This is a genomic window from Nibricoccus aquaticus (genome assembly GCF_002310495.1).
Taxonomy (GTDB): Bacteria; Verrucomicrobiota; Verrucomicrobiia; order Opitutales; family Opitutaceae; genus Nibricoccus; species Nibricoccus aquaticus.
Map to the genome: position 1 here is coordinate 1,610,500 of NZ_CP023344.1, position 26,526 is coordinate 1,637,025.

At 63.7% G+C, this 26,526-nt stretch carries 25 protein-coding genes; 15 read left to right on the plus strand and 10 right to left on the minus strand.

The features are described from left to right. Position 1: 1 nt before the first annotated feature. From CMV30_RS06740 to flgB, 6 genes are all read right to left on the minus strand, one after another. Positions 2 to 586: a FliH/SctL family protein gene (locus tag CMV30_RS06740; RefSeq protein ID WP_096055305.1), complete on the minus strand. Its 585-nt coding sequence runs from the start codon at positions 584 to 586 to the stop codon at positions 2 to 4. A 32-nt stretch (positions 587 to 618) separates the two neighbouring features. Then, a complete protein-coding gene (gene fliG, locus CMV30_RS06745; protein ID WP_096055306.1) occupies positions 619 to 1,641 on the minus strand; it encodes a flagellar motor switch protein FliG in 1,023 nt (340 codons plus the stop codon). A 63-nt stretch (positions 1,642 to 1,704) separates the two neighbouring features. Further along, positions 1,705 to 3,273, minus strand: a complete 1,569-nt coding sequence (gene fliF, locus CMV30_RS06750; RefSeq protein ID WP_096055307.1) for a flagellar basal-body MS-ring/collar protein FliF — start codon at positions 3,271 to 3,273, stop codon at positions 1,705 to 1,707. A gap of 53 nt (positions 3,274 to 3,326) precedes the next feature. After that, positions 3,327 to 3,689 (minus strand): flagellar hook-basal body complex protein FliE, encoded by a 363-nt coding sequence (gene fliE, locus CMV30_RS06755; RefSeq protein ID WP_096055308.1) that lies wholly within the window; start codon positions 3,687 to 3,689, stop codon positions 3,327 to 3,329. A gap of 72 nt (positions 3,690 to 3,761) precedes the next feature. Beyond that, a complete protein-coding gene (gene flgC / locus CMV30_RS06760) occupies positions 3,762 to 4,181 on the minus strand; it encodes a flagellar basal body rod protein FlgC (protein WP_096055309.1) in 420 nt (139 codons plus the stop codon). 43 nt (positions 4,182 to 4,224) lie between these two features. Then, positions 4,225 to 4,611 (minus strand): flagellar basal body rod protein FlgB, encoded by a 387-nt coding sequence (flgB, locus tag CMV30_RS06765; protein ID WP_096055310.1) that lies wholly within the window; start codon positions 4,609 to 4,611, stop codon positions 4,225 to 4,227. Between the two features lie 263 nt (positions 4,612 to 4,874). Here flgB and CMV30_RS06770 point away from each other — a divergent pair, with 263 nt between their 5' ends. From CMV30_RS06770 to CMV30_RS06785, 4 genes are all read left to right on the plus strand, one after another. Continuing rightward, positions 4,875 to 5,708, plus strand: a complete 834-nt coding sequence (locus tag CMV30_RS06770; protein WP_245844424.1) for a CheR family methyltransferase — start codon at positions 4,875 to 4,877, stop codon at positions 5,706 to 5,708. Between the two features lie 37 nt (positions 5,709 to 5,745). After that, entirely contained in the window at positions 5,746 to 6,993 is a 1,248-nt protein-coding gene (locus CMV30_RS06775) for a protein-glutamate methylesterase/protein-glutamine glutaminase (protein ID WP_096055311.1), read from the plus strand. A gap of 129 nt (positions 6,994 to 7,122) precedes the next feature. Beyond that, positions 7,123 to 8,400, plus strand: coding sequence for an HD domain-containing phosphohydrolase (locus tag CMV30_RS06780; RefSeq protein ID WP_096055312.1), 1,278 nt, complete (start codon positions 7,123 to 7,125; stop codon positions 8,398 to 8,400). 316 nt (positions 8,401 to 8,716) lie between these two features. After that, positions 8,717 to 9,235 carry a chemotaxis protein CheD gene (locus CMV30_RS06785; RefSeq protein WP_096055313.1) on the plus strand — a complete coding sequence of 173 codons (519 nt, stop codon included), beginning with the start codon at positions 8,717 to 8,719 and terminating at the stop codon, positions 9,233 to 9,235. A gap of 216 nt (positions 9,236 to 9,451) precedes the next feature. Here the strand turns inward: CMV30_RS06785 and CMV30_RS19345 are convergent, their stop codons facing one another. The 4 genes from CMV30_RS19345 to CMV30_RS06805 all read right to left on the minus strand — a co-directional run bounded on the left by CMV30_RS19345 (position 9,452) and on the right by CMV30_RS06805 (position 14,764). Beyond that, positions 9,452 to 11,236, minus strand: a complete 1,785-nt coding sequence (locus tag CMV30_RS19345; RefSeq protein ID WP_245844425.1) for a methyl-accepting chemotaxis protein — start codon at positions 11,234 to 11,236, stop codon at positions 9,452 to 9,454. 175 nt (positions 11,237 to 11,411) lie between these two features. After that, entirely contained in the window at positions 11,412 to 12,959 is a 1,548-nt protein-coding gene (locus CMV30_RS20645; protein WP_096055314.1) for a methyl-accepting chemotaxis protein, read from the minus strand. A gap of 82 nt (positions 12,960 to 13,041) precedes the next feature. After that, complete coding sequence (locus CMV30_RS06800) at positions 13,042 to 13,458, minus strand: type 2 periplasmic-binding domain-containing protein (protein WP_096055315.1); 417 nt, start codon at positions 13,456 to 13,458, stop codon at positions 13,042 to 13,044. A gap of 31 nt (positions 13,459 to 13,489) precedes the next feature. Next, positions 13,490 to 14,764 (minus strand): hypothetical protein, encoded by a 1,275-nt coding sequence (locus CMV30_RS06805; protein ID WP_096055316.1) that lies wholly within the window; start codon positions 14,762 to 14,764, stop codon positions 13,490 to 13,492. 373 nt (positions 14,765 to 15,137) lie between these two features. Between CMV30_RS06805 and CMV30_RS06810 the strand changes: the two genes are divergently transcribed. From CMV30_RS06810 to CMV30_RS06865, 11 genes are all read left to right on the plus strand, one after another. Beyond that, positions 15,138 to 16,370 (plus strand): nucleoside monophosphate kinase, encoded by a 1,233-nt coding sequence (locus tag CMV30_RS06810; RefSeq protein ID WP_096055317.1) that lies wholly within the window; start codon positions 15,138 to 15,140, stop codon positions 16,368 to 16,370. A gap of 451 nt (positions 16,371 to 16,821) precedes the next feature. Further along, positions 16,822 to 17,820 (plus strand): hypothetical protein, encoded by a 999-nt coding sequence (locus CMV30_RS06820; protein ID WP_096055319.1) that lies wholly within the window; start codon positions 16,822 to 16,824, stop codon positions 17,818 to 17,820. A 10-nt stretch (positions 17,821 to 17,830) separates the two neighbouring features. Beyond that, a complete protein-coding gene (locus CMV30_RS06825) occupies positions 17,831 to 18,556 on the plus strand; it encodes an acyltransferase (protein ID WP_096055320.1) in 726 nt (241 codons plus the stop codon). A gap of 129 nt (positions 18,557 to 18,685) precedes the next feature. Next, on the plus strand, positions 18,686 to 19,087 hold the full coding sequence (locus tag CMV30_RS06830) for a hypothetical protein (protein ID WP_096055321.1): 402 nt from the start codon (positions 18,686 to 18,688) through the stop codon (positions 19,085 to 19,087). 32 nt (positions 19,088 to 19,119) lie between these two features. Beyond that, positions 19,120 to 19,467 (plus strand): hypothetical protein, encoded by a 348-nt coding sequence (locus tag CMV30_RS06835; protein ID WP_096055322.1) that lies wholly within the window; start codon positions 19,120 to 19,122, stop codon positions 19,465 to 19,467. Positions 19,468 to 19,714: 247 nt separating this feature from the next. Beyond that, the gene (locus CMV30_RS06840) at positions 19,715 to 20,632 is read left to right on the plus strand and encodes a glycosyltransferase family 2 protein (protein ID WP_096055323.1); all 918 of its coding nucleotides are present in this window, start codon (positions 19,715 to 19,717) and stop codon (positions 20,630 to 20,632) included. Further along, positions 20,629 to 21,573, plus strand: coding sequence for a glycosyltransferase family protein (locus CMV30_RS06845; protein ID WP_096055324.1), 945 nt, complete (start codon positions 20,629 to 20,631; stop codon positions 21,571 to 21,573). Before CMV30_RS06840 ends, CMV30_RS06845 begins: the two co-directional genes overlap by 4 nt. Before the next feature lie 64 nt (positions 21,574 to 21,637). Further along, positions 21,638 to 22,795, plus strand: a complete 1,158-nt coding sequence (locus CMV30_RS06850) for a hypothetical protein (RefSeq protein WP_138223173.1) — start codon at positions 21,638 to 21,640, stop codon at positions 22,793 to 22,795. Then, a complete protein-coding gene (locus CMV30_RS06855; protein ID WP_096055326.1) occupies positions 22,792 to 23,913 on the plus strand; it encodes a glycosyltransferase family 4 protein in 1,122 nt (373 codons plus the stop codon). The genes CMV30_RS06850 and CMV30_RS06855 overlap by 4 nt, the downstream gene beginning before the upstream one ends. Continuing rightward, positions 23,910 to 25,127 carry a glycosyltransferase family 61 protein gene (locus CMV30_RS06860; RefSeq protein ID WP_096055327.1) on the plus strand — a complete coding sequence of 406 codons (1,218 nt, stop codon included), beginning with the start codon at positions 23,910 to 23,912 and terminating at the stop codon, positions 25,125 to 25,127. Before CMV30_RS06855 ends, CMV30_RS06860 begins: the two co-directional genes overlap by 4 nt. Positions 25,128 to 25,249: 122 nt before the next feature. Continuing rightward, positions 25,250 to 26,509 (plus strand): glycosyltransferase family 4 protein, encoded by a 1,260-nt coding sequence (locus CMV30_RS06865; protein ID WP_096055328.1) that lies wholly within the window; start codon positions 25,250 to 25,252, stop codon positions 26,507 to 26,509. The last annotated feature ends 17 nt before the right edge of the window (positions 26,510 to 26,526 follow it).

A 26,526-nucleotide genomic window follows, 5' to 3' on the forward strand; every position in this document is an offset into this window, starting at 1 on the left:
ATTATGCGCTGAGGAGTTCGCGGGAAAGGGCGTCGAGTTTGGACTGGCGGCGAGCATCGGTGAGGCCGAAGCGGGAGCGGACCTGGCAGTCGCCGGTTTCGAGCATGGCGTCGGCGATGAGCTTCAGGCCGGGATAGCGGCCCTTCCAGTCAGCGGGGAGCGTTTCGAGGAGGGCGGCATCGCGCGGGGAGATGGAGAGCTCGAGGTTTTCGTGCTCCGGGTAGAGCTGCTTGAGCGTTTCTTCGCAGAGGTGGAGAACCTGTTCGGCGGGCGGTTCGTAGTCGGCGAGAAGGCGGCGGGAGATCTCGACGGCGAGGAGCGGGAGGGCGTCGCGGAGCTGGGCGGTGACATCGACATCGAGCGTGGAGAGGCGGCGGAAGAGGCCTTCCTGGAGCGACTGGACCTCAGTGCGAAACTCGACGAGCTGCTGGCCGGCAAAGGAGCGGCCGGCGTCGTTGCCTTCTTGATACGCTTGAGTGCGGATCGCGGCGACCTCGGACTCGGTGTAGAGCCGGGCGGAGCGGCCAGGGATGGTGGCAGAGACGAGCGGGCGGTCGAAGGCGACTAGTTTGTGGTGAACGGCCATGGAGTAAGCGTGGGCGAAGGTTGAAATTTTGATCAGGCAACCACGGCGCTGTCGCCCTCACCACCGAGTGAGATAGTGCCTTCTTCCTCGAGACGGCGGACGACCTGAATGATGGCGTCCTGCGCGACTTCGACGTCCTTGAGGCGGACTGGTCCGAGCATCCCGATTTCGTCGCGGAGACTTTCGGCGGCGCGTTTGGAGATGGCGCCGAAGATTTTTTCTTTGATCGGCTCGCTGGCGGATTTCATCGAGACAGCGAGGTTCGCGGAGTCCACTTCGCGGAGGATGCGCTGGAGATCGCTGCCCTGGAGACGACCGAGATCCTCGAAGCTGAACATCTTCTTGCGGATGGCGGCGCCGAGGTGCGCGTTGCGCTCTTCGAGGCGGGCGAGGAGGTTTTTCGACATTTCCTTATCAACGCCGTTGAGAAGGTCAGCGACGGCGCGGACGCCGCCAGAACGGTGGTACGTGGGGCGGACCTTGTTATCGAAATGCTTGCCGAGGTTGCGGACGATTTTACTGACGAGATCGAGCGAGGTGGAGTCGATCGTGCCGAGGCGTTCGATGACTTCTTCACGGAGGTCGGGGCTGAGGAGGGCAAAAATTTCCGCGGACTTCGCGCCGTCGAGATAGGAGAGGACGAAGGAGATCGTCTGGGGCTGCTCGTTTTTCACGAGGTTGTAGATCTGGCGGCCCTCCATCTCGGAGATGTCTTTGATGACTTCGACCGCGGTGCCGGCGGGGCCGAGGCGGCCGATGATGGAGCCGGCTTTGTAGTCGCCGCGGGCGATTTCGAGAGCGCGGCGGGCGTAGTCGAGACCGCCCATGGTGGCGGCGATGCTTTCGCCGATGAGCGGGGAAAATTCTTCGAGCACCTTCGAGCGCAGGGCGTCGGAGATCATCGTGTACTGGGACATCTCGCGGCAGACGAGTTCGATGTCCGTGTCGTCGAGGTGGCGCATGATCTCGGCGGCGGGCTCGGGGCCGAGCACGATGAGGAAGATCGCGAGCTTTTGCTGGCGGGTGAGCTTTGTGAAATCGGGATCGGCGGCCATGGGGGGAGCGAGAATCGAAGGAGGAAAACGAGTGGGTTAAGAACCGTTAGCGTGCGGCGGAGATCAGCCCTTCTTCACGGCGACCCAGTCGCGCAAAGCGGTGCCGATGTTGGCGGGTTTCTGGCGGATGAGCTCGGTGAGAAGTTCAGGCGTGAGGACGCCGTTATTCTGGAGAGCGCGTTGCGCGGCGTCAGGTGGAGCGGAGAGCAGCTCCATGGGGACGACCTCGAATTTTTGCTTCTTGAGCGTCTTCCAGAAGATGAAGAGGACGGCGGCAGCGATGAAGACCGCGACGTAGCGGCTGGCGGTTTCGATCCAACCCTGGACGCGGGTCTCGGTCTGGATCTGCTGAATCTGTTGAGCGATTGGCTCGGTCTGGAAGGCGATCTCTTCGAGTGTGACGAGTGAGTCTACGGATACGCCGGGCGAGGCTTTGAGGCCGAGGGCGTTGATGACGATCTGGCGGAGGGATTGAAGTTCTTCGGGGGTGCGCTTCATCGGTTTGCCGTCGGCGGCGACGCCGCGCTCGGCGATGAATACGGAGGCGGTGAGGTTGCGGACGGTGCCAGGCTGGCGGGTGACGTTGGTCACGCTGCGGCCGATCTCGAAGGTGGTGGTGCGGTTTTTGCGGTTGGACTCGGAGACGGCAGAGGGCGGTTGCGCAGCGGCCGCGGCGGCAGGATCGCGGTCGGGAGTGTTGGCGGTGATGCCGACGGTGCCGCCGTTGCGGGCCTCGGTGGAGTTGGTGAGATCTTCGCTGACGGTCTGTGAGCGGACGACCTGGCCCTCGGGATCGTATTTTTCCTGCATCACGGTGCTGGCTTCAGAATCGATTTCGGCGGAGACGCGGACGATGGCGTTGTTGGAGCCGAGGACGGGGATCAGCATGCTTTCGATCTTTTTGGAGAAATACTCTTCGACCTGCTGGCGGTAGCGCATCTGGCTGGAGGCAGTGCCGAGCGTGGGGTCTTGCTTGAGATCTTCGGAGAGCACGCGTCCGCGGTGATCAACGACGGCGACAGCGTCGGCCTGGAGGCCTTGAACGGCGTTGGCGACGAGGTGGCGGATGGAGTTAACGGCATCAACATCGAGGCGGCTGGAGGCGAGTTCGACGAAGACAGAGGCGGTGGGCTTGATGTTCTGATCGGTGAGGAGCAGGCGGTTTTCCGGCTGCACGATCATGACGCGGGCGGAGCGGACGCCTTCGAGTTGGGAGATGGTGCGGGCGAGCTCGCCCTGGAGGGCGCGAAGGTAGTTGGTGCGCTGCACGAAGTCGGAGAGACCGAACTGGCCCTTGTCGAAAATCTCGAAACCGACGCCGTCGCCGGAAGGAACGCCCTTGGCGGCCATCTCCATGCGGAGGCGGTAAACCTGGTCGGCGGGCACATAAACGGTGGCGCCGCCGTTGGTGACTTTGTGCGGGATGTTCTGCGCCTGGAGCTGGCTCACGATGGCGGCGGCATCTTTTTCCGAGAGACGTCCGTAGAGGAGCTGGAGGTCGGGACGGCGCGACCACATGACGAGGGCCACAAGGCCGATCGTCACGACGAGGGCAGAGATGATGATCGAAACGCGCTGGTTGAGGCCGAGCTCTTTCCAGAGAGTGACGAGAGATTGGGTGAAGTTTTTCATCGGATACTAGCGACGGAGCTGAAAATGGGGCGGAGAAAAGTGAGTGGCGCGGATCAGACCGGCATGCGCATGAGCTCCTGATAGGACTCAACGACTTTGTTGCGGACCTCGACCATGAGCTGGAAGGCGACGCCGGCTTCCTGCATCGCGATCATCGACTGGTGGAGGTTGTCGGTGTTGCCGAGGAGGACGTCGCGGGTGACGGCCTGAGCCTCCTTCTGTTTACCATCCACTGCGGAGACGAGGTTCTCGAAAACGCTGCCGAAGCCGCCGGGCTGCGTGGCGGAGACATCGCCCGAGGGAAGCGCGATGCCGGGAAGTTTGACCGGGCCGGTGGGGGAGTCGTTCGGCGTGAGCCCGGGGAGCTTGTTGAGCAGCGGGGTCTGGAGGGTGTTGATTGAGCCGATGAGCGACATAACGGGTGGTGGCGAAGAGGGGCGTTAAGAACGTGCGGCGTAAGCGACGGTGTGAGAGGCGGCGGGGCTAACTTACTTGCCAATCTCCATGGCTTTCAGGGCCATCTGGCGGGAGTTTTTGACGACGGAAAGATTGGCTTCGTAGGCCCGGGAGGCGGACATGAGATCAACCATTTCGAAGGCCATGTTGACGTTGGGCATGTTCACGAAGCCGTCCTTCTGCGCGTCGGGATGAGAAGGATCGTAAACACGCGCGCCGGGGGTGGTGTCAGGGGAGATTTTGCCCACATGCACGCTCTGGAGGGAGGCACCGCCGGCCTTGGTGTTGCGGAGGAGTTCGGTTTCGAAAGAGACGGTTTTGCGCTGGTAAGGGAGACCGTCGGGACCGCGGGTGGTCTGAGCGTTGGCGATGTTTTGCGCGACGATGTCGAGGCGGGTTTTCTGCGCGTTGAGCGCGCCAGCGGTGACGTCGATGCCGGAAAGAATGTTCATGAAAACGCGGGGTTAAAAGTTGGTGATGGTTAGCAGACTGCGTTCAGACCATGCGGCCGCTAATGGCCATTTTCATCTGCTTGATGTTCCGGCTGACTAGTTCGGTGAGGAAGTCGTGCTCGACGGTGTTCCGATTCATCTCAAGGAGCTCTTTTTCGATTTCGACGGTATTGCCGTCGGGGCGCAGTGTGCGGGCGTGCGGATCTTCGATGAGCGACGGAGCGAGTGAGTCTTTGTTCTGCGCGAGCGTGCCGGATTCGAGTTTGGAGCGAAGCTGGGATGCGAAGTCGGCGGCGACGTCGAGGCGGCGGTAGCCGGGGGTTTCGGCGTTGGCGATGTTCGAGGCGATCGCTTCCTGGCGCAGCACGGCACCATCCAAGAGCTTCCGCGCGAGCAGGTAGTTATCGGACTGGAAAATCGGATCGATCATTGCCCCGACATTTAGCAACGGCGGTGCCAGCCGGTTTTTTAGAGCTATAGGCTAATTAAAACCAACGAGTTAAAAATTTCTAGGCGTTTCACCCTAGACGACCCGGGCGAACACCCCAGATAGCGCTGAGCAATGACGGCAAAATTTGCCTGCCCTCCCCGGCCGCCTGAGTCGTGAGTTGGCCGGCCCACCGCATTTCGCCGTAAAGGCATCTACATTCCCGGCTGAACGCGCCGATAGATTTCTTCATTTAACCACCCCGTATGATGAGGGACAGCGACTACGATTTTATCCGCGACCTGGTTTATAGCCACAGCCGCATCAACCTCGGCCCGGACAAACGCGAGCTTGTCTCCGCGCGTCTCGGCAAGCGCCTACGCGCGACCAATATCACCTCGATCAGCGACTATTGCCGCTTCCTCCAGCAAAAGGAGAGCGGCGACGAACTCGCCCACTTAATCGATGCGATCTCTACGAACCACACGTTCTTCTTCCGCGAGCCGCAGCACTTCGATTTCATGACGAAGACGCTCGTTCCCGAGATGGAAGCGCGTCGCGCCACAGCGAAATGGCCGTCGTTTAACGTCTGGAGCGCCGCCTCCTCCTCCGGCGAGGAGCCCTACTCCATCGCCATAGCGCTTCTCGAATATTTCGGCACCCGCTCGACCTGGCCGTGGCGTATCGAAGCCACCGACATTTCCCACAAGATCCTCCAGAAGGCCCGTGTCGGCGTGTACCGCGAAGACGCCGTCTCGAAAGCCTCGCCCTCTGTGATTCGCACGCATTTCCAAAAAGGCTTCGGGCCGCAGGATGGAAACTACCGCGTGAAACCGCACGTGCAGGAATGCGTGACCTTCCGCCAGCTCAACCTCCTCGAAGGCACGCCTCCCTTCAACGAGCCGTTCCAGCTCATCTTCTGCCGCAACGTCATGATCTACTTCGACCGCGCCACGCAGGAAGAACTCGTTGCGCGACTCACGCGTCAACTCGTGCCGGGCGGCTATCTTTTCGTCGGCCACTCCGAAAGTCTCAGCGGCGTGAAACACACTCTGGAAACGGTCAAACCCGCGATCTACCGCCGTCCGCTCAAATCTTGAGCCGACGCCCTCCCCTTTCCTCCCGACGACTATTCTCATGAGCCTGCGCAAAATCCGCGTCCTCATCATCGACGACTCCGCCGTCATCCGCAAAGTCGTCAGCGAGGCGCTCGCCAACGATCCCGAGATCGAGGTCGTCGGCACCGCGATCGACCCCTACATCGCGCGCGACAAGATCGTGCAGCTCAAGCCCGACGTCCTCACGCTCGACATCGAGATGCCGCGCATGGATGGCCTCACCTTCCTGAAGATCATCATGGAGGAGCGCCCGCTCCCGGTGATCATCATGAGCTCGCTCTCGAAAGCCGGCTCGCACCACGCCATGGAAGCGCTCCGCATCGGCGCCGTCGATGTGCTCGGCAAACCCGGCGGCTCCTACTCCTTCGGTGACCTCGGCCCGCAGCTCATTTCAAAAATCAAAGCCGCCGCCTGCGCCCGCCTCCGCAAGCCCGCGCCGACCCGCACTCCCTTTAAGAAACCGCCCTCCACGCCACCCGCCGATGCGCCGCTGACGCCCGTCCCTCCGCGCCCTGCTCCGGCATCCGCCGTCCCACTACAGACCCGGCCGCCCATGCCGGTGACCGGCCCGCGCGCCGCCCCCACCTACCGGCCCGCACCTCCGGCCCGCGTGCCCGTTCGCCCGCCGGTGCGCGCCGGCCTGCATCACCCGCGCCGCCTCATCCTCCTCGGAGCCTCCACCGGTGGCACCGAAGCCCTGCGCGAAGTCCTCACCGCGCTCCCCGGCGATCTTCCCGGCATCGCGATCGTGCAGCACATCCCTGCGCATTTTTCCAAAGCCTTCGCCGACCGCCTCAACACCATCTGCGCCTTCGAAGTTCGCGAAGCAGTCGATGGCGACAAACTCACTTCCGGTCTCGCGCTCGTCGCCCCCGGCAATCACCACATGATGCTCCAGTGGGCGGGCGACGGCTACCGCGTCCGCCTCTCCGATGGACCGATGGTCTGGCATCAGCGCCCCGCCGTGGATCTCCTTTTCAAATCTGCCGCCGACCTCGCCGGGCCATACGCCATCGGCGGCATTCTCACCGGCATGGGCAAAGACGGTGCCGAAGGCCTTCTGCGTATCCGTGAAAAAGGCGCCATCACCTTCGCGCAAGACGAGGCCACCAGCGTCGTCTACGGCATGCCGAAAGTCGCGTGGGAAAACGGCGGTGCTCAACGCCAGCTCCCGCTCGATCACATGGCGGACTTCATCACACAGGCCGTCGCCACCGCGCCCTCCGCGCACAACGGCGGCACGCAGCCCGCGCAAATCCCCGCGTGAGCCGCCAGCGCCTCCGTAGCGCAAACCGCATACAGCGCGCCTCCCGCGCTAACACGGGTTGACCTGCGCCCCTCGGGCCGCATTGCTGAATCGCGCCTTCTCGCGGCCCTTTTCACTCCCGATTTCATCATGACGCCAAACAGCGCCGCCCCTCTTCCCACGCCGTCCCTGCTCATCGTCGATGACGAACCCATCGTGCTCGGCGCATTGAAGGAAACGCTCGAACGTGAAAAATACCACGTCGTCGCCACGACCAGCGCGCGCAAGGCCCTCGAAATTCTCCGCGAGCGCGAGTTCGCCGTCATCATCTCCGACCAGCGCATGCCCGAGATGATGGGCCTCGATTTCCTCATCGAAAGTAAAAAACTCCGCCCCCTCTGCTCGCGCATCCTCATCACCGCCGTCCTCTCGCTACCGACCATCGTCGATGCGATCAACAAGGGTGAAATTTTCCGCTTCGTCGCCAAACCTTGGCTACGCGAGGAGCTCACCACCACGGTCAAGAACGCGATAAACCGCTACGAACTCATCGTCCAGAACGAGCGCCTCACCGCCGAAAGCCAGCGCCTCAACCAGCAGCTCACCATCGCCAACGCCGCCCTCGGCGAGCAGGTGAAAACGCTCGAGTCGCAGAAGCTCGACCTCGACAAGGCCAACCGCGAACTCGCCACCAGTTACGAGCACTCGCTCGATCTCTGCTTCCGCATCCTCGCCACCTACGATCCACTCCTCAGCGGCCAGGCCAAAACCCTCGTCGAGATCGCCCGCAAGATGAGCGAGACCGAGCACTTCACCACCGAGGAAAAACACATCCTCCGCTCCGCCGCCTGGCTCAGCGACCTCGGCCTCATCGGCGTCCCGCGCGAACTCCTCCGCACCTTCCGGCAAAATCCCGACAAGCTCAACGAGCGCGACCTCAACACGCTCCACAGCCACCCGATCTACAGCCAGACGCTCGCCTCCTACATCGACAGCCGCCCCGCCCTCGGCGAGACGATCCGAGGCCATCACGAACGCTGGGACGGCAAAGGTTATCCCGACGGTCTCTCCGCGCAGTCCATTCCCTGGACCGCCCGCTGCCTCGCCGTCGCCGTCTGGTTCGTCGAATGCGGCCTTCCCAAGGATCTCGCCATCGAAGCGATCATGACCGAGTCCGGCCGCGCGCTCGACCCCGAGGCCGTCCGCCTTTTCCTGAAAGTTACGCACCTCATCCAGCTCCCACGCCAGGTGAAGGAAATCCTCCTCGATGAACTCCAGGCAGGCATGACGCTCGCCAATGGCCTCTACAGCCCGCACGGCATGTTGCTCGTCAGCGAAGGCCAGACGCTCAGCCCCGCGATGATCACTAAGATCCAGAACCACAACCTGGTCGATCCCATCAGCCAGCGCCTGCTGGTTTATTCGTAAGCGCACGCGATCCGCCCGCTCCGCTCTCCCGCCGCCCGACTTGTAGGAGCGCCTTTACGCCGCGATGACGCGCATCGCACGCCTTCGGAATCGCGCCATAATTCCGCTCCCGCGTTCGCACCCCGACAGCCCAGCACCTTTCTCAAAACTGGGTAGTTTTCCGCGCATAAATTACCTCCGGCGCATCTCAAGTTTGAGAACGCAGAGCCGTATTTAACAACAGCCGCCCCATGACCTGCGGCGCTCTCCATGCGTCACCTCAATTTCCACCGCCGCCGCGAACATCCCCACGGCGGACCCGACCTGCGTTAACACCATGGCCGGCGCACCTACCGTCTCTGCTCTTTTTGCCCAACGCGTCGTCATCGGCGTCGGCGACATGGCCGTTTCCAATAACGACATGGTCACGCTCTCGACCTATGCGCTTGGCTCCTGCGTCGGCGTCATCGCCTACGATCCCGTCGCCCACGCCGGGGGCATCCTCCACTTGATGCTGCCCGACTCGACGATCTCGCCCGATAAAGCCTCCAAGCAACCCGCGATGTTCGCCAACACCGGTCTGCCGCTGCTCTTCAAATCGCTCATCGGCGTGCGAGCCGATATGAGCCGCCTCCGCATCTTTCTCGCCGGCGGAGCCAGCGTGCTCAACGGCGCCGACCCTTTCAAAATCGGTGCGCGCAACTGCGGCGCCGTCCTTCAATATCTAAAAACCGCCGGCTACCCCATCGCCGGCCAGGACCTCGGCGGAAACGTCAACCGCACCGTCCACCTCAAAGTCTCCAACGGCGAAGTGACCATGAAGCTTCCCGACCGCAGCGAACAATTCTCGCTCTGACGCGCAGCGTCGGGAAACGCCCGCCCGCGGCGGCCGCGTTGCCCGGATGCAGGCGCCTCGATCGCGCGCCCCCCGTTTTCACACGCAAGCGCACATGCCTCTGGCTGCGTGCGCATTCAGATCTGGATACGGTTCACGGGAAATAACCGGACCCGTACCGCCTCCGAAACCCGCCTGTCGTCATCTTGACAGCCGGTTTCGGAACGCAACACCGCTTCAGGCGGCGACCAGCACGTCCTTGCGCGACGTTTTTTCCGCGCCCGGCTTACCACGCCCGATGCGACTCGGTGCGTCTGCGCCGCCCAGAGCCGTCTGCGTCTTCACACCCACCAGCACGTTCACCTGCTCGACCGCGTGCTTCAACGAGATAGCCTGCGCGTTGAGCTCTTCCGATGCGCTGGCCGTCTCTTCGGCCGCCGACGCGTTGGTCTGCGTCACTTGATCGATCTGCGAAATCGCGACGTTGATCTGATCGATTCCTTGCGACTGCTCCCCCGACGCGCTGGCGATTTCCGACGCCAGCAAATCGAAAGAGACGATGTTTTTCTGGATCGTGGCGAAGGTGCTGGCGACCTCCGCGCTCACGCGCACCCCGACACGGCTTTTCTCAACCGAATCGCCGATCTTTTCGGCCGTTTCCCTGGCCGCGACCGCCGACCGTTGCGCCAGTGCACGCACTTCGTCGGCAACTACCGCGAACCCCGCTCCAGCCTCGCCGGCGCGAGCCGCCTCGACCGCGGCGTTGAGCGCCAGAATATTGGTCTGAAACGCAATCTCGTCGATCGTCTTGAGAATCTTGGTGATGTCCTGACTCGCCGAATTGATCGCACCGATCGAGTCCTGCATCGCCTTCATCTGCAGCTCTCCTTCGTCAGCAGACGCGCGCGTCCGCGTGGCCGCGCCCTTTGCTTCCTGGGCGTTGACCGCATTTCGTTTGGTCATGCTCGAAAGCTCCTCGATCGACGCGCTGCTTTCTTCGAGCGACGCGGCCTGCTCGCTCGCGCCCTCCGCCAGCGCTTGACTGGAGGCCGAAACCAAACCCGAAGCGGCCACGGTTTCATCAGCGCCCAACGAGATCGTCGACGCGATCTCGCGCAGCGGTCCCACAATTGAACGACTTATGATCCACGCCAGAAAAAGCCCCAAAACCACCGCCGCCAGCCCCACGCAGACGATCGCCGTCTGCGCCTGCTGCACCTCCCGGCTGATCCGCGCGCCGGCCGCCACCTGATCCGCGACGATGTCGTGCTCGATTTTCTTAAACTCCTGATCGAGCAAGGCTCCAAACGCCCCCATCTGCTTGCTCAGCGCAGCGAGTTCGGCCCCGCCACCCGTCTTTGCCGCTCGCGTAAATGCGTCGGAGTATTCAAGAATATGACGCTCGATTGCTGCCACCAATTCAGCCCGGTCCGGCTCGGCGATTTCCCTCTTTGCCCGCGCCAGCAACGCCATGACATGCCCCCGTTCCTGCTCGAACGTCTGCAAGTCCTCCGACACGCGCGTCACAAGAAAGTCCTTCTCCGCGACACGCATTTCCAGAAACCCGATTTCAAGCTCCGCAGCCAGTACCGAGTGCTCGGCATCCGTACGGTACTCGCGAAAACCACCGAGCGTCCCGTGCAGCGCCTCGTACCCCAGAAAACCGACTCCAGAAAGCACCGACAGGATGCTAACGAAGCCCAGCGCCAGACGCTGCGGCACATTCCAGCGCTGCATCCGGGTGCGCGAAAAAAGCCAGGTTGCTCCCATCGACAATGCAACCGCCAGCACCGTCCCACCGATCCAGACACGCGCATCTGCACCCGTCTCCATCTCCATGCCAAGCGCATCCGTGACGGCCACCGCAGGTGTCGATGGAGTGCCAGCGTCAGGCACGGTGTCGGTAATACTATGAACAATCTCCACGCTCGCGGATGGTGGGACGAGAGGCACTGGCGATGCCGCTGCCGGCGAATGCAGCCAGATGGCGACCATGATAAAGAAAAGTGAACGCAATTTCATAATGAGCAGGCTGGAATGCCCTGGTTTATTTTACGGCTCATCTTACCGCAGACTGGCGTCACAAAACGGTCACAAAGCCACCAAAAGCCCAAAGACTCGCAGGACGGAGAAAGCAGCCGGCCCCACATCGCTTCGCCACGCTGCGCCGCAGCGCTGCATGACGGACAATCCTCGCCTAAACCTGAGCGGGGGCCTCGACTTCGTGCGACTCGGCTTCAACGCGCGATTGCTGCACGCCCGCTTTCGCACCGGCGCGCGACGACGTTTCCCCATCGCGACGGCCGTTGACCAGCTGCTGCAAGCTGCCGAGCAGTTCGCGGAGCTGCCCCGCTTGCGAACGAAGCACCTGCACCGCCGCCTCGTGCTGATCCGCCGAACGCGAACCATCGAGCGAGTTCACCGCCGTGCTGATGCGCTGGATGTCCGTCGCCTGCGTGGCGGACGCCTGGTTGATCTCTTCGACGAGACGGTCCATCTCGCCCACCTTCGCCGCGATCGCCGCGAGGTTGGATTCAACCTTCGACGACTCAGCCAGCACGGCCTGCACGCCGGAGAAAACACGCTCGCTGCTTTCCGCGCCGCGTTTGGTCACGGCAAGCGAAGTCGCGATCATCTCGGCGGTTTCTTTCGCTGATTCGGTGCTGCGACCGGCGAGACTGCGGACTTCATTCGCCACGACCGCGAAACCGAGACCTGCTTCGCCCGCGCGCGCCGCTTCGACGGCGGCATTGAGCGCGAGCAGGTTCGTCTGAAACGCGATCTCGTCGATCGTCTTGATGATGGTGGAAATCGCCTGACTGGATTTCTGCTGCTCGCTCATCGCGCGACGCAGATCCTCAGCGGCACCGTGAACGCTTTTCAGCGTGGACTGCGTCGTCGCCATGCTGGCCACGCCTTGTTGCGCGGCCTCAAGCGTGTCGCGGGAGACTTTTTTCGCCGTCTCCACATTCTCGCCATTGCGCTGGGCCGCACCGGCGACTTCGTCGAGCGAGAGACTCGCCTCCTGGAGCGACTCGGCCATCTCGGCCGAGACAGCGGCGACACTTTCGGACGAAGCCGTGAGCCCTTGCACGGCGTCCTGCACCGGGCGTGTCACAGAGCGGCGGGTGATCAGCCAGATCACGCCGAAGCCGAGCACGATCACGACCGCGCACACGGCGGCGTTCATGAAACGCTGGCGGCGCGTGGTCTCGGAGACGTCGTTGAGCGACGTATTCAAATGGGCGGCACTCACATCCGCCGCCTGCGCGAGCAGTGCGCGGGTGCGGGTGGTGAGTTCGGAAAAATTCTGCGCCTGGGCCTGCACCTTTTCACGGGTTTCATCGGTCTGCGTGCTAAACGCGCGGTAGGTGTCGTTGCCGAGCACACGGTGCGCGGCGACTTCCTTGGCGGCCGCTGCGAAAGGATTGTCACCGTCCGTCTGGAACGCGGCGAGCCGGGTGAGTTGAGCCACGGCCTGATCGCTTTTCTTGGATGCAAGTCCGAGCACTTCCTCGTCACCGGTCATGGTGGCGTCGGTGTAGAGCTTCGCGGCCTCGTCGAAGGTGAAGAGCGCGGTGCGACTCTCCATCGCGAGTGGAAATTGAGCGGCGGATACGTGCTGGAGCCGTGCCTCGGCGCGCATACCGGCGACAAAACTGAAGCCGATGGAGGCGAGATACCCGGCCACGAGTATCGTGACGCCGAGGAGGATTTTCTTTTCGATGCTGAGAGAGCGAAACATGGCGGGCAGGCCTTTTGCGGGGTACCGGCTCGCGAAAGCCGGAAGGCGCGGCGGCAGGCAAACGCCGCCGCGCACGAAGCGGTTATTTGATCGCGATGACTTTCACTTTATCGGTGGCGCTTTCCTTCGCCACGTAACCGAGCGAGCCCGGATTTTTAGAGACGTAATCGATCACGTCCGCATCGGTCTTGGCCGAAGCGGGCGGCATGCCCTTGCCGGTGAAGACGAGCTTCTTCCAGTACTTGTCGAACTGGTCGGCGGAGCGCTGCGTGTGGTCGCGGATGACTTTGTCGTTAACCGCGCCCTCGGTGAGGACGACGAGCTTGATCACGCCGCCGCTCTCCCACTTGGTTTTGTTTCCAAGGAGGATGGCTTTGACGTCGTCTGCGCCGAGCGAGGCATCGGTGGTGGCGGTATTCGTGATGAACACGGCGTCCTGAGCGTGAGCGGCGAGCGCCAGTCCGAAGAGGGCGGTCGCGAGCAAGAGAAGGCGTTTCATGGAGAAATTCTTTTCTGGTTCAGGTGACGGCTCAGAAGCTGAACGTGGTTTTCACCACGAAGTAGTTCCATTTGGGATCGGTGGCGCCGAGGTTACGGTCGCCGACGATGTCGAGCTTCGCGAGTCCGTCCATCGCGTGAGCCTCGATTTTGAAAAGCCAGTTGTCGGTTAGCGCGTAGCTCGCGCCGAGAGCGAGGTCATCGACGGAGGTGTATTTGTCATCAAGCGGGTCTTTGTTGTCCGGATCGAAATCGCTTTGAGCGTAGTAAACACCAACGCCGAGCTTGTCAGTCGCCTGGTAGGTGACCTGCGCGTACCAGCTCTGCTCTTCCGACTCCACGGGTGAGCGGTTCACGCCAAGAGCGGGCAGCGAGGTGACTCCCTCATTCTGAGTTAATTTGTACTCTGCGGCGGCGACCCACTTATCGCGGGTGTACTCGACCGCAAAAACCTTCACGGTCACATCGACTTCGGAGGAGCCACTCGTGCCGGCGAAAAGGCCGGAGTAATCCCACGTGCCTGCGCCGTAGAAGAAATCGATCTGGTCCGCCGCCTGCGTGGAGTAGCCGGTTTCCACAAGGCCCGCGCGGGTTTGCACGCGACTATTGAGGACGAGGCCCGGCAGATAGTTGTGCGTGTAGACGAACTTGAGGCCCTCCAGCGGCGTGTTCCAAGTGAGTGCGCCACCGTAAACTTTGTCGAGGTCCGCGCCCTCCGCCACTGTGATGCTGGCGAGGCCCTTGGCGAAGGGAGACTCCCCATCGATGTTGCTCATCCAGCCGCCGAATACCTGATACTCAAGGCTGCCCGCCTTTCCCAGCGCGGCAGAGCCGTAAAGGCCCAGCCCATTGTAGCCCGTGCTCAACGAGCGAAGCCCGCGTGGATAAAAATTAAGAGGAAGCGAGGCAAAGGTGCGGATCTGGTCGAGATCCTGGACTTCGCCATACATGCCCTGCGGCAGCTTGTTGCGGCCCGCGCGCAAACCGATGTATTCGCTAAACGAATAATCGAGCGTCGCGAAATCGAGAGTAAGGTCGCTGTAGCCGGCGAGATCGTAGGCATAAACCTGGGCCGCCGCGCGCAGGCCGTTTTCGAAGCGGTAGGTGCCGTTGAGCGTCAGCTCCTGGGCGATCATATCGAAGTGATCCGCGGTCTCCCCATAGTAATCATATTGGTCGGAGTAAGCGCCGGTGGCGCTCAGCGAGCCGTGAATGGCGATGCCACCGGCATCGATTGCGGAGACCGTGCCGGTCGTGGCCAGAGCGGCCAGCGTCAGCGCGGGAAGAGAGCGGAGCGTTTTAATCATGAGTCAGGGAAAACCTCCCCTACGTCCCGCTTTGCGCGTGACTTGAGGTAAAACAGCTCGTGTCCGCCCCGCGCCAAAAAAAGGCCCGGCCGCTGCTTGCGCACACGGCCGGGCTGACCACAACACCTGCAAAATTCGCGGCTCAACGGTTGGGGCTGATCCGCGAGGGGCGACAGCATCACTTGTCGCTTTATGCAGACACTATCGGCCCCTCTTGCACACGACTTGAGGCCCCATTGTGAGAAAAAGTCGTGAACGATCCCCGCGCCCGATTCCCCGCCACCACCACGCCTACCCCAAATTTCGCCCGCCCCCAAATTTCTAATGTCGAATACGTGCCTCCACTTCGTTCTAGTCCCGCCCCTCCGACACCATGAACGCGCCCGCCACCACTCCCTCCATCCCACTTTCCGCTCCTAGTGCCCCGGCCGCGACGCGTACCACCGATCTTGAGATCAAAGACGCCCACCTCATCTTCGAAGCCGTCTGGCAGGATCTCGAAACCGATTTCCGCCGCGAAGACCTCCGCTTCCCCAAGGAATTCATCCTCCTCGGCGGCGCACCCGGCGCCGGCAAAGGCACCAACACCGCCTTCATCCTCAAAGCCCGCGGCCTCACCTGCCCGCCCATCGTCGTCTCCGCCCTCCTCGACACCCCCGAGGCCAAACGCATCAAGGACGCCGGCCACATGGTCGGCGACCGCGAGGTCATCGGCATCCTCCTGCGCCAGCTCCTCCGCCCCGAATACCGCGACGGCGTCATCCTCGACGGCTTCCCCCGCACCAAGGTCCAGGTCGAGTGCCTCAAACTCCTGGTCAACAAACTCCACCAACTCCGCAGCGAATTCATCCACACCCCGCTCGGCATCCACTTCCGCCAGCCCACCATCCACAGTATGGTCCTCTTCGTGGACGAAAAAGAATCCGTCGCCCGCCAGCTCAAACGCGGCCGCGAGATCCGCGACCACAACGAGGAAGTCCGCCGCACCGGCGTCGGAGAACTCCAGGAAGAACGCGCCACCGACTACGACGCCACCCTCGCCCAGCGCCGCTACCGCGTATTCAAAGAGCAAACCTGGTCAGCCCTCCAGTCCCTCAAGGAGATCTACCACTACCACTTCATCAACGCCCAGGGCTCCTTTGAAGAGGTGGAGCAAAACATCCTCCGCGAGCTCAAGTACCAGAGCTCCCTCGAACTCGACCCCCGCACCTACGACCGCCTCCGCAGCCTCCCCCTCGCCAGCGACATCATCCTCCACGCCCGCCAGGAAATGGTGAAACGCCTCGACGCCTACGAATTCGAGCAGTCCGACCTCTTCGCCCGCGTCGTCACCTTCGTGGAGAAAAAACTGATGCCCATCGTGCATCGCCACGCCATCTCCGGCGTCGCCCTCATCAATACCGAGGACCCCGTGCTCGATGACTCCCTCGCGCTCGCCATGCTCATCGATATTTTCTCCGAACGCGGCTACCACGCCGTCGTCGATCTCCACCGCATCGAAGTCCCCGAAAAATTCGACCTCACCACCGGCCTCATCAAATGCCGCGTGAAAAAAGTCTTCCGCCTCCAGATCCGCTTCCACGGCTCCGAAATCCGCCGCGGCTGAGCCCCACCTCCGAGGTGGAACGCGCCAGCCCCGGCGCGTTGCTCGAAGGCGCGGCACTTGGTAAGTGCCGTTCCGGTGCAGAGCGTCACGCATCATTATCCCCGCGATTCTCCACCGCCCGCTTTCCTGTTAGCCGCGCCCCCATCTGGCTTCTGGCTTCTGGCTTCTGGTCATTGGTCATTGGTCATTGGTCATTGGTCATTGGTCATTGGTCATTGGTCATTGGTCATTGGTCATTGGTCATTGGTCATTGGTCATTGGTCATTGGTCATTCCCGGCCGTCCGGCCGGGAACCTTCCTCATATTTATTTTACACTGATTTAACTGCGCCCGACTTTGTCCGATAAACGTAACGCACAGCCATGAACGCACCGGTCGCCCAACGCCTCCTTCCCACCACCGCCGCCCCTCCCGCCCAGCCGCCGGATTCCCGTTCACGCGCCCCGCGCTCGTGACCCTCCTCGCCGCCCAGCCCATGCCCGATACCACGCCCTTCGCGGATCTTCCTCCCGTGATCGTGGCCATGCTGCGCGATGAAGCCACCCTCTCCGTCGCCATCAACGTCCTCGACGACAGCCGCCGCGATAACCTTACCCGCACCGAGGAAATCAACGCCCGCAAACCCTCCTTCGGCGGCCTCCTTTCCTCGAAAAAAGACCGCGAAGATTACCACGCCGCGCTGAAAAACGTGCAGCTCCAGCTCGCCTCGATCGACGCCCTCCGCTCCCGCGCCAATCTCGCCCGCGAACGCATCCAGCCCATCCTCCGCGTCGCCCTCGTTCAACACCTCGGCGCCAGCGATCCCGCCCACCGCCAGGGCCTCCGCGCCTCCCGCTTCCACGAACACTGGCACCGCTGCCACGCCGTGGTCGGCGACCGCGTCAAAGGCTTCCTCCGCGACCTCCGCGAAGCCCAGGCCGCCTTCGCCGAAGACGCCCGCACCGCCCGCGCCCGCCCCTCGAGCAACGCCACCTGGAAACTCACCACCGTCCGCTCCGCCGCCGCCGAACTCGAACGCGCCCTCAACGACCTCAACGCCACCGCCGCCGAACACGCCGCCGCCGTCGCCAACACCCCCTTCGCCGCCAGCAGCCTCCCCGTTGTCGAGCCCTGGCACTGCATCCAGCGCATCGATAACATCGGCGTCCGCACCATGCCCGAAGCCGCCGCCGAAGCCGCCAAAATGCTGGCCGAATTTAACGACGTGAAAAAGCCCGCCCTCGAAACCCTCGAAGGCCGCTACCAGGCCGCCGCCGTCGAACACGCCCACCTCGCCGAAACCAGCCTCCGCGCCCGCTGGAGCGAACTGCTCGTGTACGCCGAAACCCACCTCGTCACCGACGCCGAGCTCGAACCCGCTCTCGCCGACATCGAGCGCCGCCTCCTCGATTCCGAGACGGCCCGCCTTAACTCCCAGCTCGACCAGCAAGCCTTCCGCCACGAGCCCTAAGCGCCGCAGAATGCCCGGCCCCGCTCCCGCGCTTGCCCCGCCGCTTTCCGCGTGGATGCTCCGCCCGCGCATGACCGCCTCCGACCTCGCCCGCCTCGCCTGGCTCCGCCGCCTCCGCGCCCGCTTGTTCCGCCTCACGCACCGCACGCGTATCCGCCGTTCGGGCACCGGTCAGCGCGTCGCACTCAACGACGCCCTCCTCCACCGCTGCGACATCGAACTCTCCGGCCCCGGCCACACCCTCATCATCGAGCCCGGCGCCCGCCTCTGGGATGTCACCCTCCGCCTCATCGGTGAAAACCACACCGTCATCATCGGCTCCCACGCCCGCCTCCGCGGCGGCCACTTTCTCGTCGAAGACCGCGGCGGCCGCCTCGAAATCGGCGGTAACACCACAATGTTCACCCCCATGGTCGTCTGCAGCGAAGGCGGCGCGATCCGCATCGGCCGCGACTGCCTCGTCGCCTACGGCCTCGACCTCCGCAACAGCGACGGCCACAGCGTCCTCGACGCCACCACCCGCCAAAGAGTCAACCCCGCCGCCGACACCACGCTCTCTGACCACGTCTGGATCGGTAACAACTGCCAGATCATGAAAGGTGTCACCATCGGCACCCACAGCATCGTCGCCTCGCGCGCCGTCGTCACCAAAGACGTCCCGCCCTACACCCTCGCCGCCGGCCTCCCCGCCAAAATCCTCCGCGAAAACGTGGACTGGGACCCGCAACGGCTGTGAGCCACTCACCCCGAGACCAAAAATTAAACACCTTCCCGCACGACACCGCCCAACGCTCATTTCCGTCGTAGGGCCTCAGTTCACCTGAGGCCGTTGCGCATCAAATCACAGCCACACTCCAACAACTAAGTGGATGCCAACAACACCGTCCTGCCAAAAATGAATACTGCCCCTCCTAACCTCGCCCGAGGTGAAGTGATTTCAAAGATTCATTGGGGCGCTGAGCTAGACGACGTCATCGAGCTGCTACGATCCAAGTATCACATCGTCGGCATCGAAGCCGATGCGCTGATTGAAGAGGCCATCGCTATCCGGAAAGCCGAGGTACGAAAGAAAGCAGCCGTCAGATTGGCATTCGCCCTCGTTGGACTGATTATCTCGCTCACCTATTTCGGTATTCAGTACTTCGGCGGATTTATTCGCATTGGATTTGGACTCATCCTGATGGGCTCACTTGGGCTCACCAGTCTGACGGTCGCTTGTCGCAATATAGTCCGCGCGTTTACCGGTGAATCCTCGGGCCCTGTATGAAAAACAGAAAGAGCCCAACCAGAGGACAAACCATGCGGGCGCTGCTTCTACTACTCCTCGTCGTTTTTGCATGCGGCGGATGCCAGGAGGACTTTCAAGCCTTCGACTGCGAAGTGGAAATTCTCGGCTCATTACCGCCGACCGAATCTACGCAAGAAGCCAACGCAGTCCTCTTTCGCGTTCTGATCCCAGCCAAAGCCTCCGGGAAATACGGAGTAGCGTTCACGACGCTCAGTCGCGACGCCGTGGAGAAAAAGAAAGGCATGATTTTCAAGATCCGGCGCCTAGGGAAGTGGCGGCACCTGTTGACCGACTCCCCTCCGACTCGCGCCTCCGTGAGCAACGGCGAGGATTTCTTCTCTACGGCAGTTCAGAAATGAAAATGCAGTCCGCCAGCAGGGATAAGATGCCATAAGAACTCCGGTCCCGCCCCTACCCCATCGCCCCCCAAAGCCCTGCCACCACAACCAGTTCACTCCCCCGGACAAAAATCTGGCCCATCCCGCGCTTTCGCGCCTTCTTCGAGCCATGTCTGCCGTCCGCCTCCATCATCACCCGCAGCCCGGCTCTGCCCGCACCAACGCCTCCCACGGCCCGCTCCTCGTCGCCACCGCCCGCGCCTGACCGATGCCCACCCCGCTCGTCAGCATCTGCATCCCCGCCTACAAAGCCGGGCCCTTCATCTACGAAACCCTCCTCAGCATCCACGCGCAGACCTTCACCGACTGGGAGGTCATCGTCATCGAAGACGGCTCCAAGGATAACACCGAGCAGATCGTCCACGCCTTCGCCGAAGCCTCCACTCAACCCGTCGGCTTCCAGCGCCACACCGTCAATCAAGGCCTGCCCGCCACCCGCAACACCGCCATCGCCGCCGCCCGCGGCGAATGGATCGCCCTCATCGACTCCGACGATCTCTGGACGCCCCACCACCTCGAACACGCCGTCGCCCACGCCCGTAAATCCGGCGCCGACCTCGTCCACACCGGCGTCATCATGTTCGATAGCGACACGGGTAAAGACCTCGAACTCCGCGTCCCCTCCGCCGCCGCCATCGCCGCCCTCCCGCTCTCGCTCTTCCGCGGCGACTACCCGATCCAGCCTTCCTCCACGCTCATCCGCCGCGACACCCTCACCAAGGCCGGCGGCTTTGATCCAAAATGCCGATACGTCGAGGACCGCGAGCTCTGGTGCCGCCTCGCCCGCGCCGGCGCCCGCATCAGCTACGTCGATGCGCTCACCTGCCGCTACCGCCAGCACGCCGGCGCCATGACCAAAAACGCCCCCGCCATGGCCCTCGGTGTCGCCGAGGTCTTCGAGCGCAACACCGACTGGGCCGCCATCCCGCTCGAAATCCGCCGTGAACGCGCTTCCTCAGCCTGGCTCGACGCCGGCCGCCTCATCCTGCGCACTGATCCCCGCACCGCCCGCGCCTATTTCGCCAAAGCCCGCCGCCACTCTCGCGCCCCGCGCATCCTTGCCTACAGCGCCGCCGCCTTTCTTCTCAGCCTCGTCAAAGGCAGACCGCCCCAACCGTCCTCGTGAACAACCTAAACACCATCGCCGCCTGCACGCTCTTCGAGGGCGATTACCACACCGGCGCCGGCGCGCTCGCCAACTCCCTCCACGCCTCCGGCTATCGCGGCACTTTCTGGGCCGGCTACCGCGGCGCACTCCCGCCGTGGGCCGCCACCGCCCGCGCCGACGGCCCGCACATTCACCGCTTCACCGCCGCCCCCGATTTCGAGATCGCGTTCGTCTCCCTCGAATCCGCGCCGCATTTCGCGTATCATAAACCTGAATTCCTCCAGCGCCTCCTCCGCGAGCTCGCCCCCGAAGCCACCGCCGCGATCTACCTCGATCCCGACATCGTCGTGAAATGCCCGTGGTCGCTCTTCACCGACTGGCTCGATGGCGGCGTCGCCCTCGTCGAGGACATCAACCCGTCCCTCCCCGCCCGCCATCCGACCCGCCTCGCCTGGCTCCGCGTCCTCGCCGCCCGCGGCCTCGCCCCGCGCCGCGAACTCCACCGCTACTACAACTCCGGCTTCATCGGCCTCCCGCGCACCCACGCCGCCTTCCTCGGCGAATGGCAGCGCACCATGTCCATCGTCCGCGAAGTCCTCGGCTCTCAGCACCACCACATCAAAGCCGGCAGCGCCACCACCCTCTTCCACTCCACCGATCAAGACGCGCTCAACATGGCGCTCATGCTCACCGACACCCCGATGAACACCACCGGCCCTGAGGCCATGGATTTCGTCATCGGCGGTCATTATCTCTCGCACGCCGTCGGCACGCCCAAACCCTGGCAGGGCAGCCCGCTCCGTCAGGCCTTGCGCGGCTATCCGCCCTCCGTCTCGACCAAATCCTTCTACCAACACACCGCCGCGCCCATTGCCCTCTTCAGCCCTTCCGACCTGCGCAGCCGTCAGCGCTCCCTGTCCTTAGCCGCGCTCATCGGGCGTTTTTACCGACGCGCCTGAGCATGAGCGCCTTTCAGCAAAACCCTGAGCAACGCTTTGCCATCCGCCCTGTCTGCGCGCCTCTATGAATCTCCTGTTTGTGTGCACTTCCTTGGAGCCAGGTCGCGATGGCGTGGGTGACTACACGCGCCTGCTCGCCAGCGCCTGCGCCGATGCCGGTCACACGTGCGCGCTCCTGGCGATCAATGACGGACACTTGAAAGACTCCACGCCCGTCGTGCAGGAAACCCAGTTCGAGCGCGGCCACACTTTTCCGGTCCTGCGTCTCTCGCCCGATAAACCGTGGACCGCGCGCTACGAACACGCGCAGAGCTTCGTGGCCACCCACGCCCCCGAATGGGTGAGCTGGCAGATCGTGCCCTATGGTTTTCACCCCAAAGGAATCATCCCCGACTCCGCCTTTGAATTCGCCCGCCTCGGCGAAGGCCGCCTCAACCACCTCATGCTTCATGAGCTCTGGATCGGCCTGTCCTTGGGCGAGCCGCTCAAGAACCGGGTCTATGGATTTCTCCAGCGCCGCGCGTTGATGGCCTTTATTCAATGCCTTGCCCCCGCTCTGATCGACACGTCCAATCCGGCGTATCGCTCGGTGCTCGTCCACGAGGGCTGCACTCCCGGCGTTCTCCCGCTGTGCGGCAACATCCCGATCGAGCCCATGCCCCCCGTGCCTCGCGGCGATGAATGGGTCGGCGGCATTTTCGGAACCGTGCACACCCAGCTCGATCCCCGTCCCTGCATCTCCGCGCTGGCCAGAGGCGCCAAGGCGTCGAAACGAACCCTGCGCATCCTGGGATTCGGAAGACTCGGGGCGTATGGCGACAAACTCTTCGCGCAGTTAAAAGACGAATACAGCCACCGCAGCATCGTGATCGAAAATCTCGGCGAGCGCCCCCAGGCCGAGGTCTCGCGGCTCCTTCAGTCCCTCGACTTCGGCATCGGCACGCACCCGTGGGCATTGATCGGGAAAAGCGGCGCCGTCTCCGCCATGCTCGACCATGGCATCCCCGTCATCGTCCCGCGCGACGACTGGTCCCTCCGCCGTCCACCCACCCCGCCACCACTGCGGGATTCGTTGATCGTCCGTCTTTCCGATACGCCGTCCGAATTGATGGCCGGCTGGCTCTCGCGCCGCCGCCCTCCGCAATCCCGCCTGCCCGCGCTCGCCGCCGCTTTCCTCTCCCGCCTCAACCGCGTCGCCGATCCCGCGCCTCACCCGCAGTGAACCTCCTTTTCTACGTCCCCCAGATGGCCGCTTACGGCGGCATGGAACGCCACGTCTGCGTCCTCGCCCAGGAGGCCGCCGCCCGCGGCCACCGTGTCCGCTTCTTAACGACGAGCGACTCCCTCAACGCCCCCGCCCGCGCCGCCCTCGCCGCCGCCGGCATCGACTTCCGCGAACTCGCCCAACCGCGCGGCCAGGCCTCCAAACTCCAAAAACTCCTCTGGCTCTGGCGCGAAACCCTTCGCGCCCGCTCCACGAAATGGGACCTCATCTACACCAACGGCCAGAGCGCCCTCGCCAGCATCGTCTGGAAATCCGCCCGCTCCTCCACCCGCATCGTCCATCACCACCACACCGCGGCCGACGCCGGTGAACAGGCTTCCTGGGCCCCCGGCTTCCGCCGCGTCCTCGAGCGCGCCCCCGAGATCGTCGCCTGCTCCGAAGCCACCCGCGCCGGCATCGAGCAGGCCATCAACCGCCGCACCGGCGTCCGCTTCCTCCCCTACTTCACCGCCTGCCCCGTCGCCCGCGAACAAGTCTCCGACCCCGCTCCCGACGCCACCCGCCCGCTCGCCATCGGCTTCCTCGGCCGCCTCGTCTCCACCAAGGGCATCGACATCCTCTGCGCCCTCAGCCTCCGCCCCGAACTCGCCGGCGTCTTCTGGCACATCCACGGCGAAGGCCCCGAGTATCCGCCATCCCACTTCGAAAAATTCCCCTCCATCCGCTACCACGGCCCCTACCGCGACCTTGCCCGCCACGGCGAAATCCTCCGCTCGCTCGACGCCGTCGCCCTCTTCTCCATCCACAACGAGGGTATGCCCCTCAGCCTGATCGAGACCATGTCCGCTGGCCTCCCTTGGATCGCCACCGACCGCGGCGGCACCCGCGAGATCGCCCGCGTCCCCGCCAACTGCGTCGTCCTCGATCACCCGTGCTCCGTCGAGAGCGCCCTCATCGGGGTCCTCGAACTCGTCCGCCGCCTCCGCTCCGGCCAGACTTCCCGCCTCACGCAACGCGCCGCCTACGACGAATACTTCGCGCCGCCCGTCGTCTCCCGCCTGTGGTTTAACTATTTCGAAAAATCACCCACGTCCGCCGCCCACTCCGGTTCATGAATCTGCGCGCCCACGTCATCACGCCGCTCCGCCGGAGCGCCCGCCGCCTCGCCCGCCTCCTCCGCCTCGCGCGCATCTACAGCCTCGCCGGCCCGCGCGAACTCGCTTTCACGCGCACCCGCCTTCAGCTGCCCCGCAATCAACTCTTCCCCCTGCGCTCCTCCCAGGCCGATGGCGTCTCCGTGCGCTTCGTCGAGCCCGAGGAACCGTTCACGCGCCCGCTCCCGCATATGCCGGGCGAGCCCGTGCCTCATCCTAATTTCGTCAAACACAGCCGCGGCATTCACCCCGCCTCGTTTGTTGCCGAGATCACTGGCGCTCGCATCTGGGGTTACTACGACTCCGCCGTCCTCACCGCCGATGGACGCCTCATCCCCGAACTCTCCAAAGACATGTGGGGCGACCCCGCGATTCATCCCATCTTCGCGCACGCACACTTCCCGCGCCCGCGTCAGCTGAGAGGCCGCACCCTGTCTCTCATCACGCCCGAAGCCTCCGGTAATTATCACCACTGGATGATCGACCTGCTTCCTCGCGCCGGCCTCGTTCAACGCGCCGGCTGGGATCTCAACGCCTTCGACCAGATCCTCATCAAACACCGCGGCTACCCTTTCCAAAAAGAGGTTTTCGCCCGCCTCGGCATCGACGAATCAAAGATCATCCGCGTCAACGACACCGACCACTTCCAGGCCGACTCGCTCATCGTCCCCTCCTTCCACCACGACAGCACCCTCGTCAACAAAGCCGACCTGAACTACGTCCGCAGTCTGTTCGTCCCCGCCGCCCCGCCGCCTCCGCGCCGCCGCCTGTATTTGGGCCGTCGCGACGCCGCCCACCGCCGCGTCCTCAACGAAGACGCACTCCTCGCCCTCCTCAAAACCCACGGCGTCGAAGAGGTCTCCATGTCCGGCCTCTCCATCGCCGACCAGGCCCGCCTGCTCTCCGACGCCTCCGTCGTCATCGGCCCCAACGGCTCCGCCCTCGCCAACCTCATCTTCGCCCAGCCTTCCTGCCGCGTCATCGAGTTCTTCGCCCCCGCCTGGGTCGTCCCCTACAACTGGATGATCGCCTCCCACCTTGGCTGCGACGTCACCGTCCTCGTCGGCAAAGGCCCGCGTCCCGATCCGAAAAACGCGCCCCCCGGCATCAAAGACGACGTCGATCTCGACCTCGACCTCCTCGAAAAAGCCCTCGCCTCGCTTCCGAAACCCTGACGCCGCCCTGGGAGCGCTCTTCCCTCGCCGCACCCGCCGCTCCGTATTCAAACTCCCCCGTCGCTCATCCTTCATTCACTGGTCATTGGTCACTGATCATTGGTCATTTCTCCCCTTCTCCTGTGCTCCTCTTCACCCATCCCACCGGCAACGCCAACGTCCGCCACGCGGCCCTCGGCCTCCACCGCGCCGGCCTCATCGGTGAATTCTGGACCTGCCTCAACTACACCGGCGCCAGCCCACTCTCCAAACTCCTCCCCGGCAGCCTCCGCACCCAGCTCGCCCGCCGCTCCTTCCCCGACGAACTCCAAAACGTCCTTCACGCCCACCCCTTCCGCGAAGCCGCCCGCCTCTTCGCCCATCGCGCGAAACTCAAATCCCTCGTCCGCCACGAGACCGGCCTCCTCAGCGTGGACGCCGTCTATCACTCCCTCGACCGTCAGGTCGCCCGCCGCCTCCGCCAGAGCGACTTCACCGGCGTTTACGCCTACGAGGACGGCGCCGCCCTCAGCTTCCGCACCGCCAAAAAACGCGGTCAGAAAACCCTCTACGACCTCCCCATCGGCTACTGGCGCGCCGCCCGCGACGTCCTCCTCGAAGAAGCCCAACGTCTCCCCGCCTGGGCCTCCACCCTCATCGGCAACGACGACAGCCCCGCCAAGACCGCCCGCAAAGACGAGGAGCTAGCCCTCGCCGACCGCGTGTATGTAGCCTCCAGTTACACGCTGAAAACCCTCGCCTCCGCCCCCGGCTTCACCGCCCCCGTAGAGGTCATCCCCTACGGCGCCCCCGCCCGCCTCCCCGGCGCCCCCGTCCGCACACCCCGCGACGGCACCGGCCCCCTCCGCGTCATCTTCGTCGGCTCCCTCGGCCAGCGCAAAGGCCTCTCCTACCTCTTCGACGCCTGCCGCTCCCTCGGCTCCGCCGTCGAGCTCACCATCATCGGCACCCTCCCGCTCCAGCAGTGCCCCGCCCTCGAAACCGAGCTCAAACGTGAACGCGTCCGCTGGATTCCTTCCTGCCCCCACTCGCAAGTCCTCGCCGAGATGGCCGCGCACGACGTCTTCGTTTTCCCCTCCCTCTTTGAAGGCTTCGGCCTCGTCCTCCTCGAGGCCATGGCCATGGGCCTGCCCATCATCGCCACCCCCCACACCGCCGCCCCCGACCTCATCGCCGACGGCCAGGAGGGCTTCCTCGTTCCCATCCGCTCCTCCGAAGCCATCGCCGAAAAACTTTCCCTCCTCCACCACGACCGCGAACTCATCAACACCATGGGCGCCCGCGCCGCCTCCCGCGCCGCCACTTTTACTTGGGAAAACTATGGTAAACGTCTCGCCGCGAGCGTCTCCCGGGCTTGCCAAGCCCCCGCCACTCACGGGTAATCCCGCCATGCCGCAGC

Coding starts and splice junctions, on each gene's coding strand:
- CMV30_RS06800 (WP_096055315.1), bottom strand. CDS start 13,458: ATGAAACGCCTTCTCTTGCTCGCGACCGCCCTCTTCGGACTGGCGCTC.
- CMV30_RS06780 (WP_096055312.1), top strand. CDS start 7,123: ATGACGCCAAACAGCGCCGCCCCTCTTCCCACGCCGTCCCTGCTCATC.
- CMV30_RS06770 (WP_245844424.1), top strand. CDS start 4,875: ATGATGAGGGACAGCGACTACGATTTTATCCGCGACCTGGTTTATAGC.
- CMV30_RS06840 (WP_096055323.1), top strand. CDS start 19,715: ATGCCCACCCCGCTCGTCAGCATCTGCATCCCCGCCTACAAAGCCGGG.
- CMV30_RS06805 (WP_096055316.1), bottom strand. CDS start 14,764: ATGATTAAAACGCTCCGCTCTCTTCCCGCGCTGACGCTGGCCGCTCTG.
- CMV30_RS06740 (WP_096055305.1), bottom strand. CDS start 586: ATGGCCGTTCACCACAAACTAGTCGCCTTCGACCGCCCGCTCGTCTCT.
- CMV30_RS06825 (WP_096055320.1), top strand. CDS start 17,831: ATGCCCGGCCCCGCTCCCGCGCTTGCCCCGCCGCTTTCCGCGTGGATG.
- CMV30_RS19345 (WP_245844425.1), bottom strand. CDS start 11,236: ATGAAATTGCGTTCACTTTTCTTTATCATGGTCGCCATCTGGCTGCAT.
- CMV30_RS06810 (WP_096055317.1), top strand. CDS start 15,138: ATGAACGCGCCCGCCACCACTCCCTCCATCCCACTTTCCGCTCCTAGT.
- flgC (WP_096055309.1), bottom strand. CDS start 4,181: ATGAACATTCTTTCCGGCATCGACGTCACCGCTGGCGCGCTCAACGCG.
- fliF (WP_096055307.1), bottom strand. CDS start 3,273: ATGAAAAACTTCACCCAATCTCTCGTCACTCTCTGGAAAGAGCTCGGC.
- CMV30_RS06785 (WP_096055313.1), top strand. CDS start 8,717: ATGGCCGGCGCACCTACCGTCTCTGCTCTTTTTGCCCAACGCGTCGTC.
- CMV30_RS06775 (WP_096055311.1), top strand. CDS start 5,746: ATGAGCCTGCGCAAAATCCGCGTCCTCATCATCGACGACTCCGCCGTC.
- CMV30_RS06850 (WP_138223173.1), top strand. CDS start 21,638: ATGAATCTCCTGTTTGTGTGCACTTCCTTGGAGCCAGGTCGCGATGGC.
- fliG (WP_096055306.1), bottom strand. CDS start 1,641: ATGGCCGCCGATCCCGATTTCACAAAGCTCACCCGCCAGCAAAAGCTC.
- CMV30_RS20645 (WP_096055314.1), bottom strand. CDS start 12,959: ATGTTTCGCTCTCTCAGCATCGAAAAGAAAATCCTCCTCGGCGTCACG.
- CMV30_RS06835 (WP_096055322.1), top strand. CDS start 19,120: ATGCGGGCGCTGCTTCTACTACTCCTCGTCGTTTTTGCATGCGGCGGA.
- fliE (WP_096055308.1), bottom strand. CDS start 3,689: ATGTCGCTCATCGGCTCAATCAACACCCTCCAGACCCCGCTGCTCAAC.
- flgB (WP_096055310.1), bottom strand. CDS start 4,611: ATGATCGATCCGATTTTCCAGTCCGATAACTACCTGCTCGCGCGGAAG.
- CMV30_RS06860 (WP_096055327.1), top strand. CDS start 23,910: ATGAATCTGCGCGCCCACGTCATCACGCCGCTCCGCCGGAGCGCCCGC.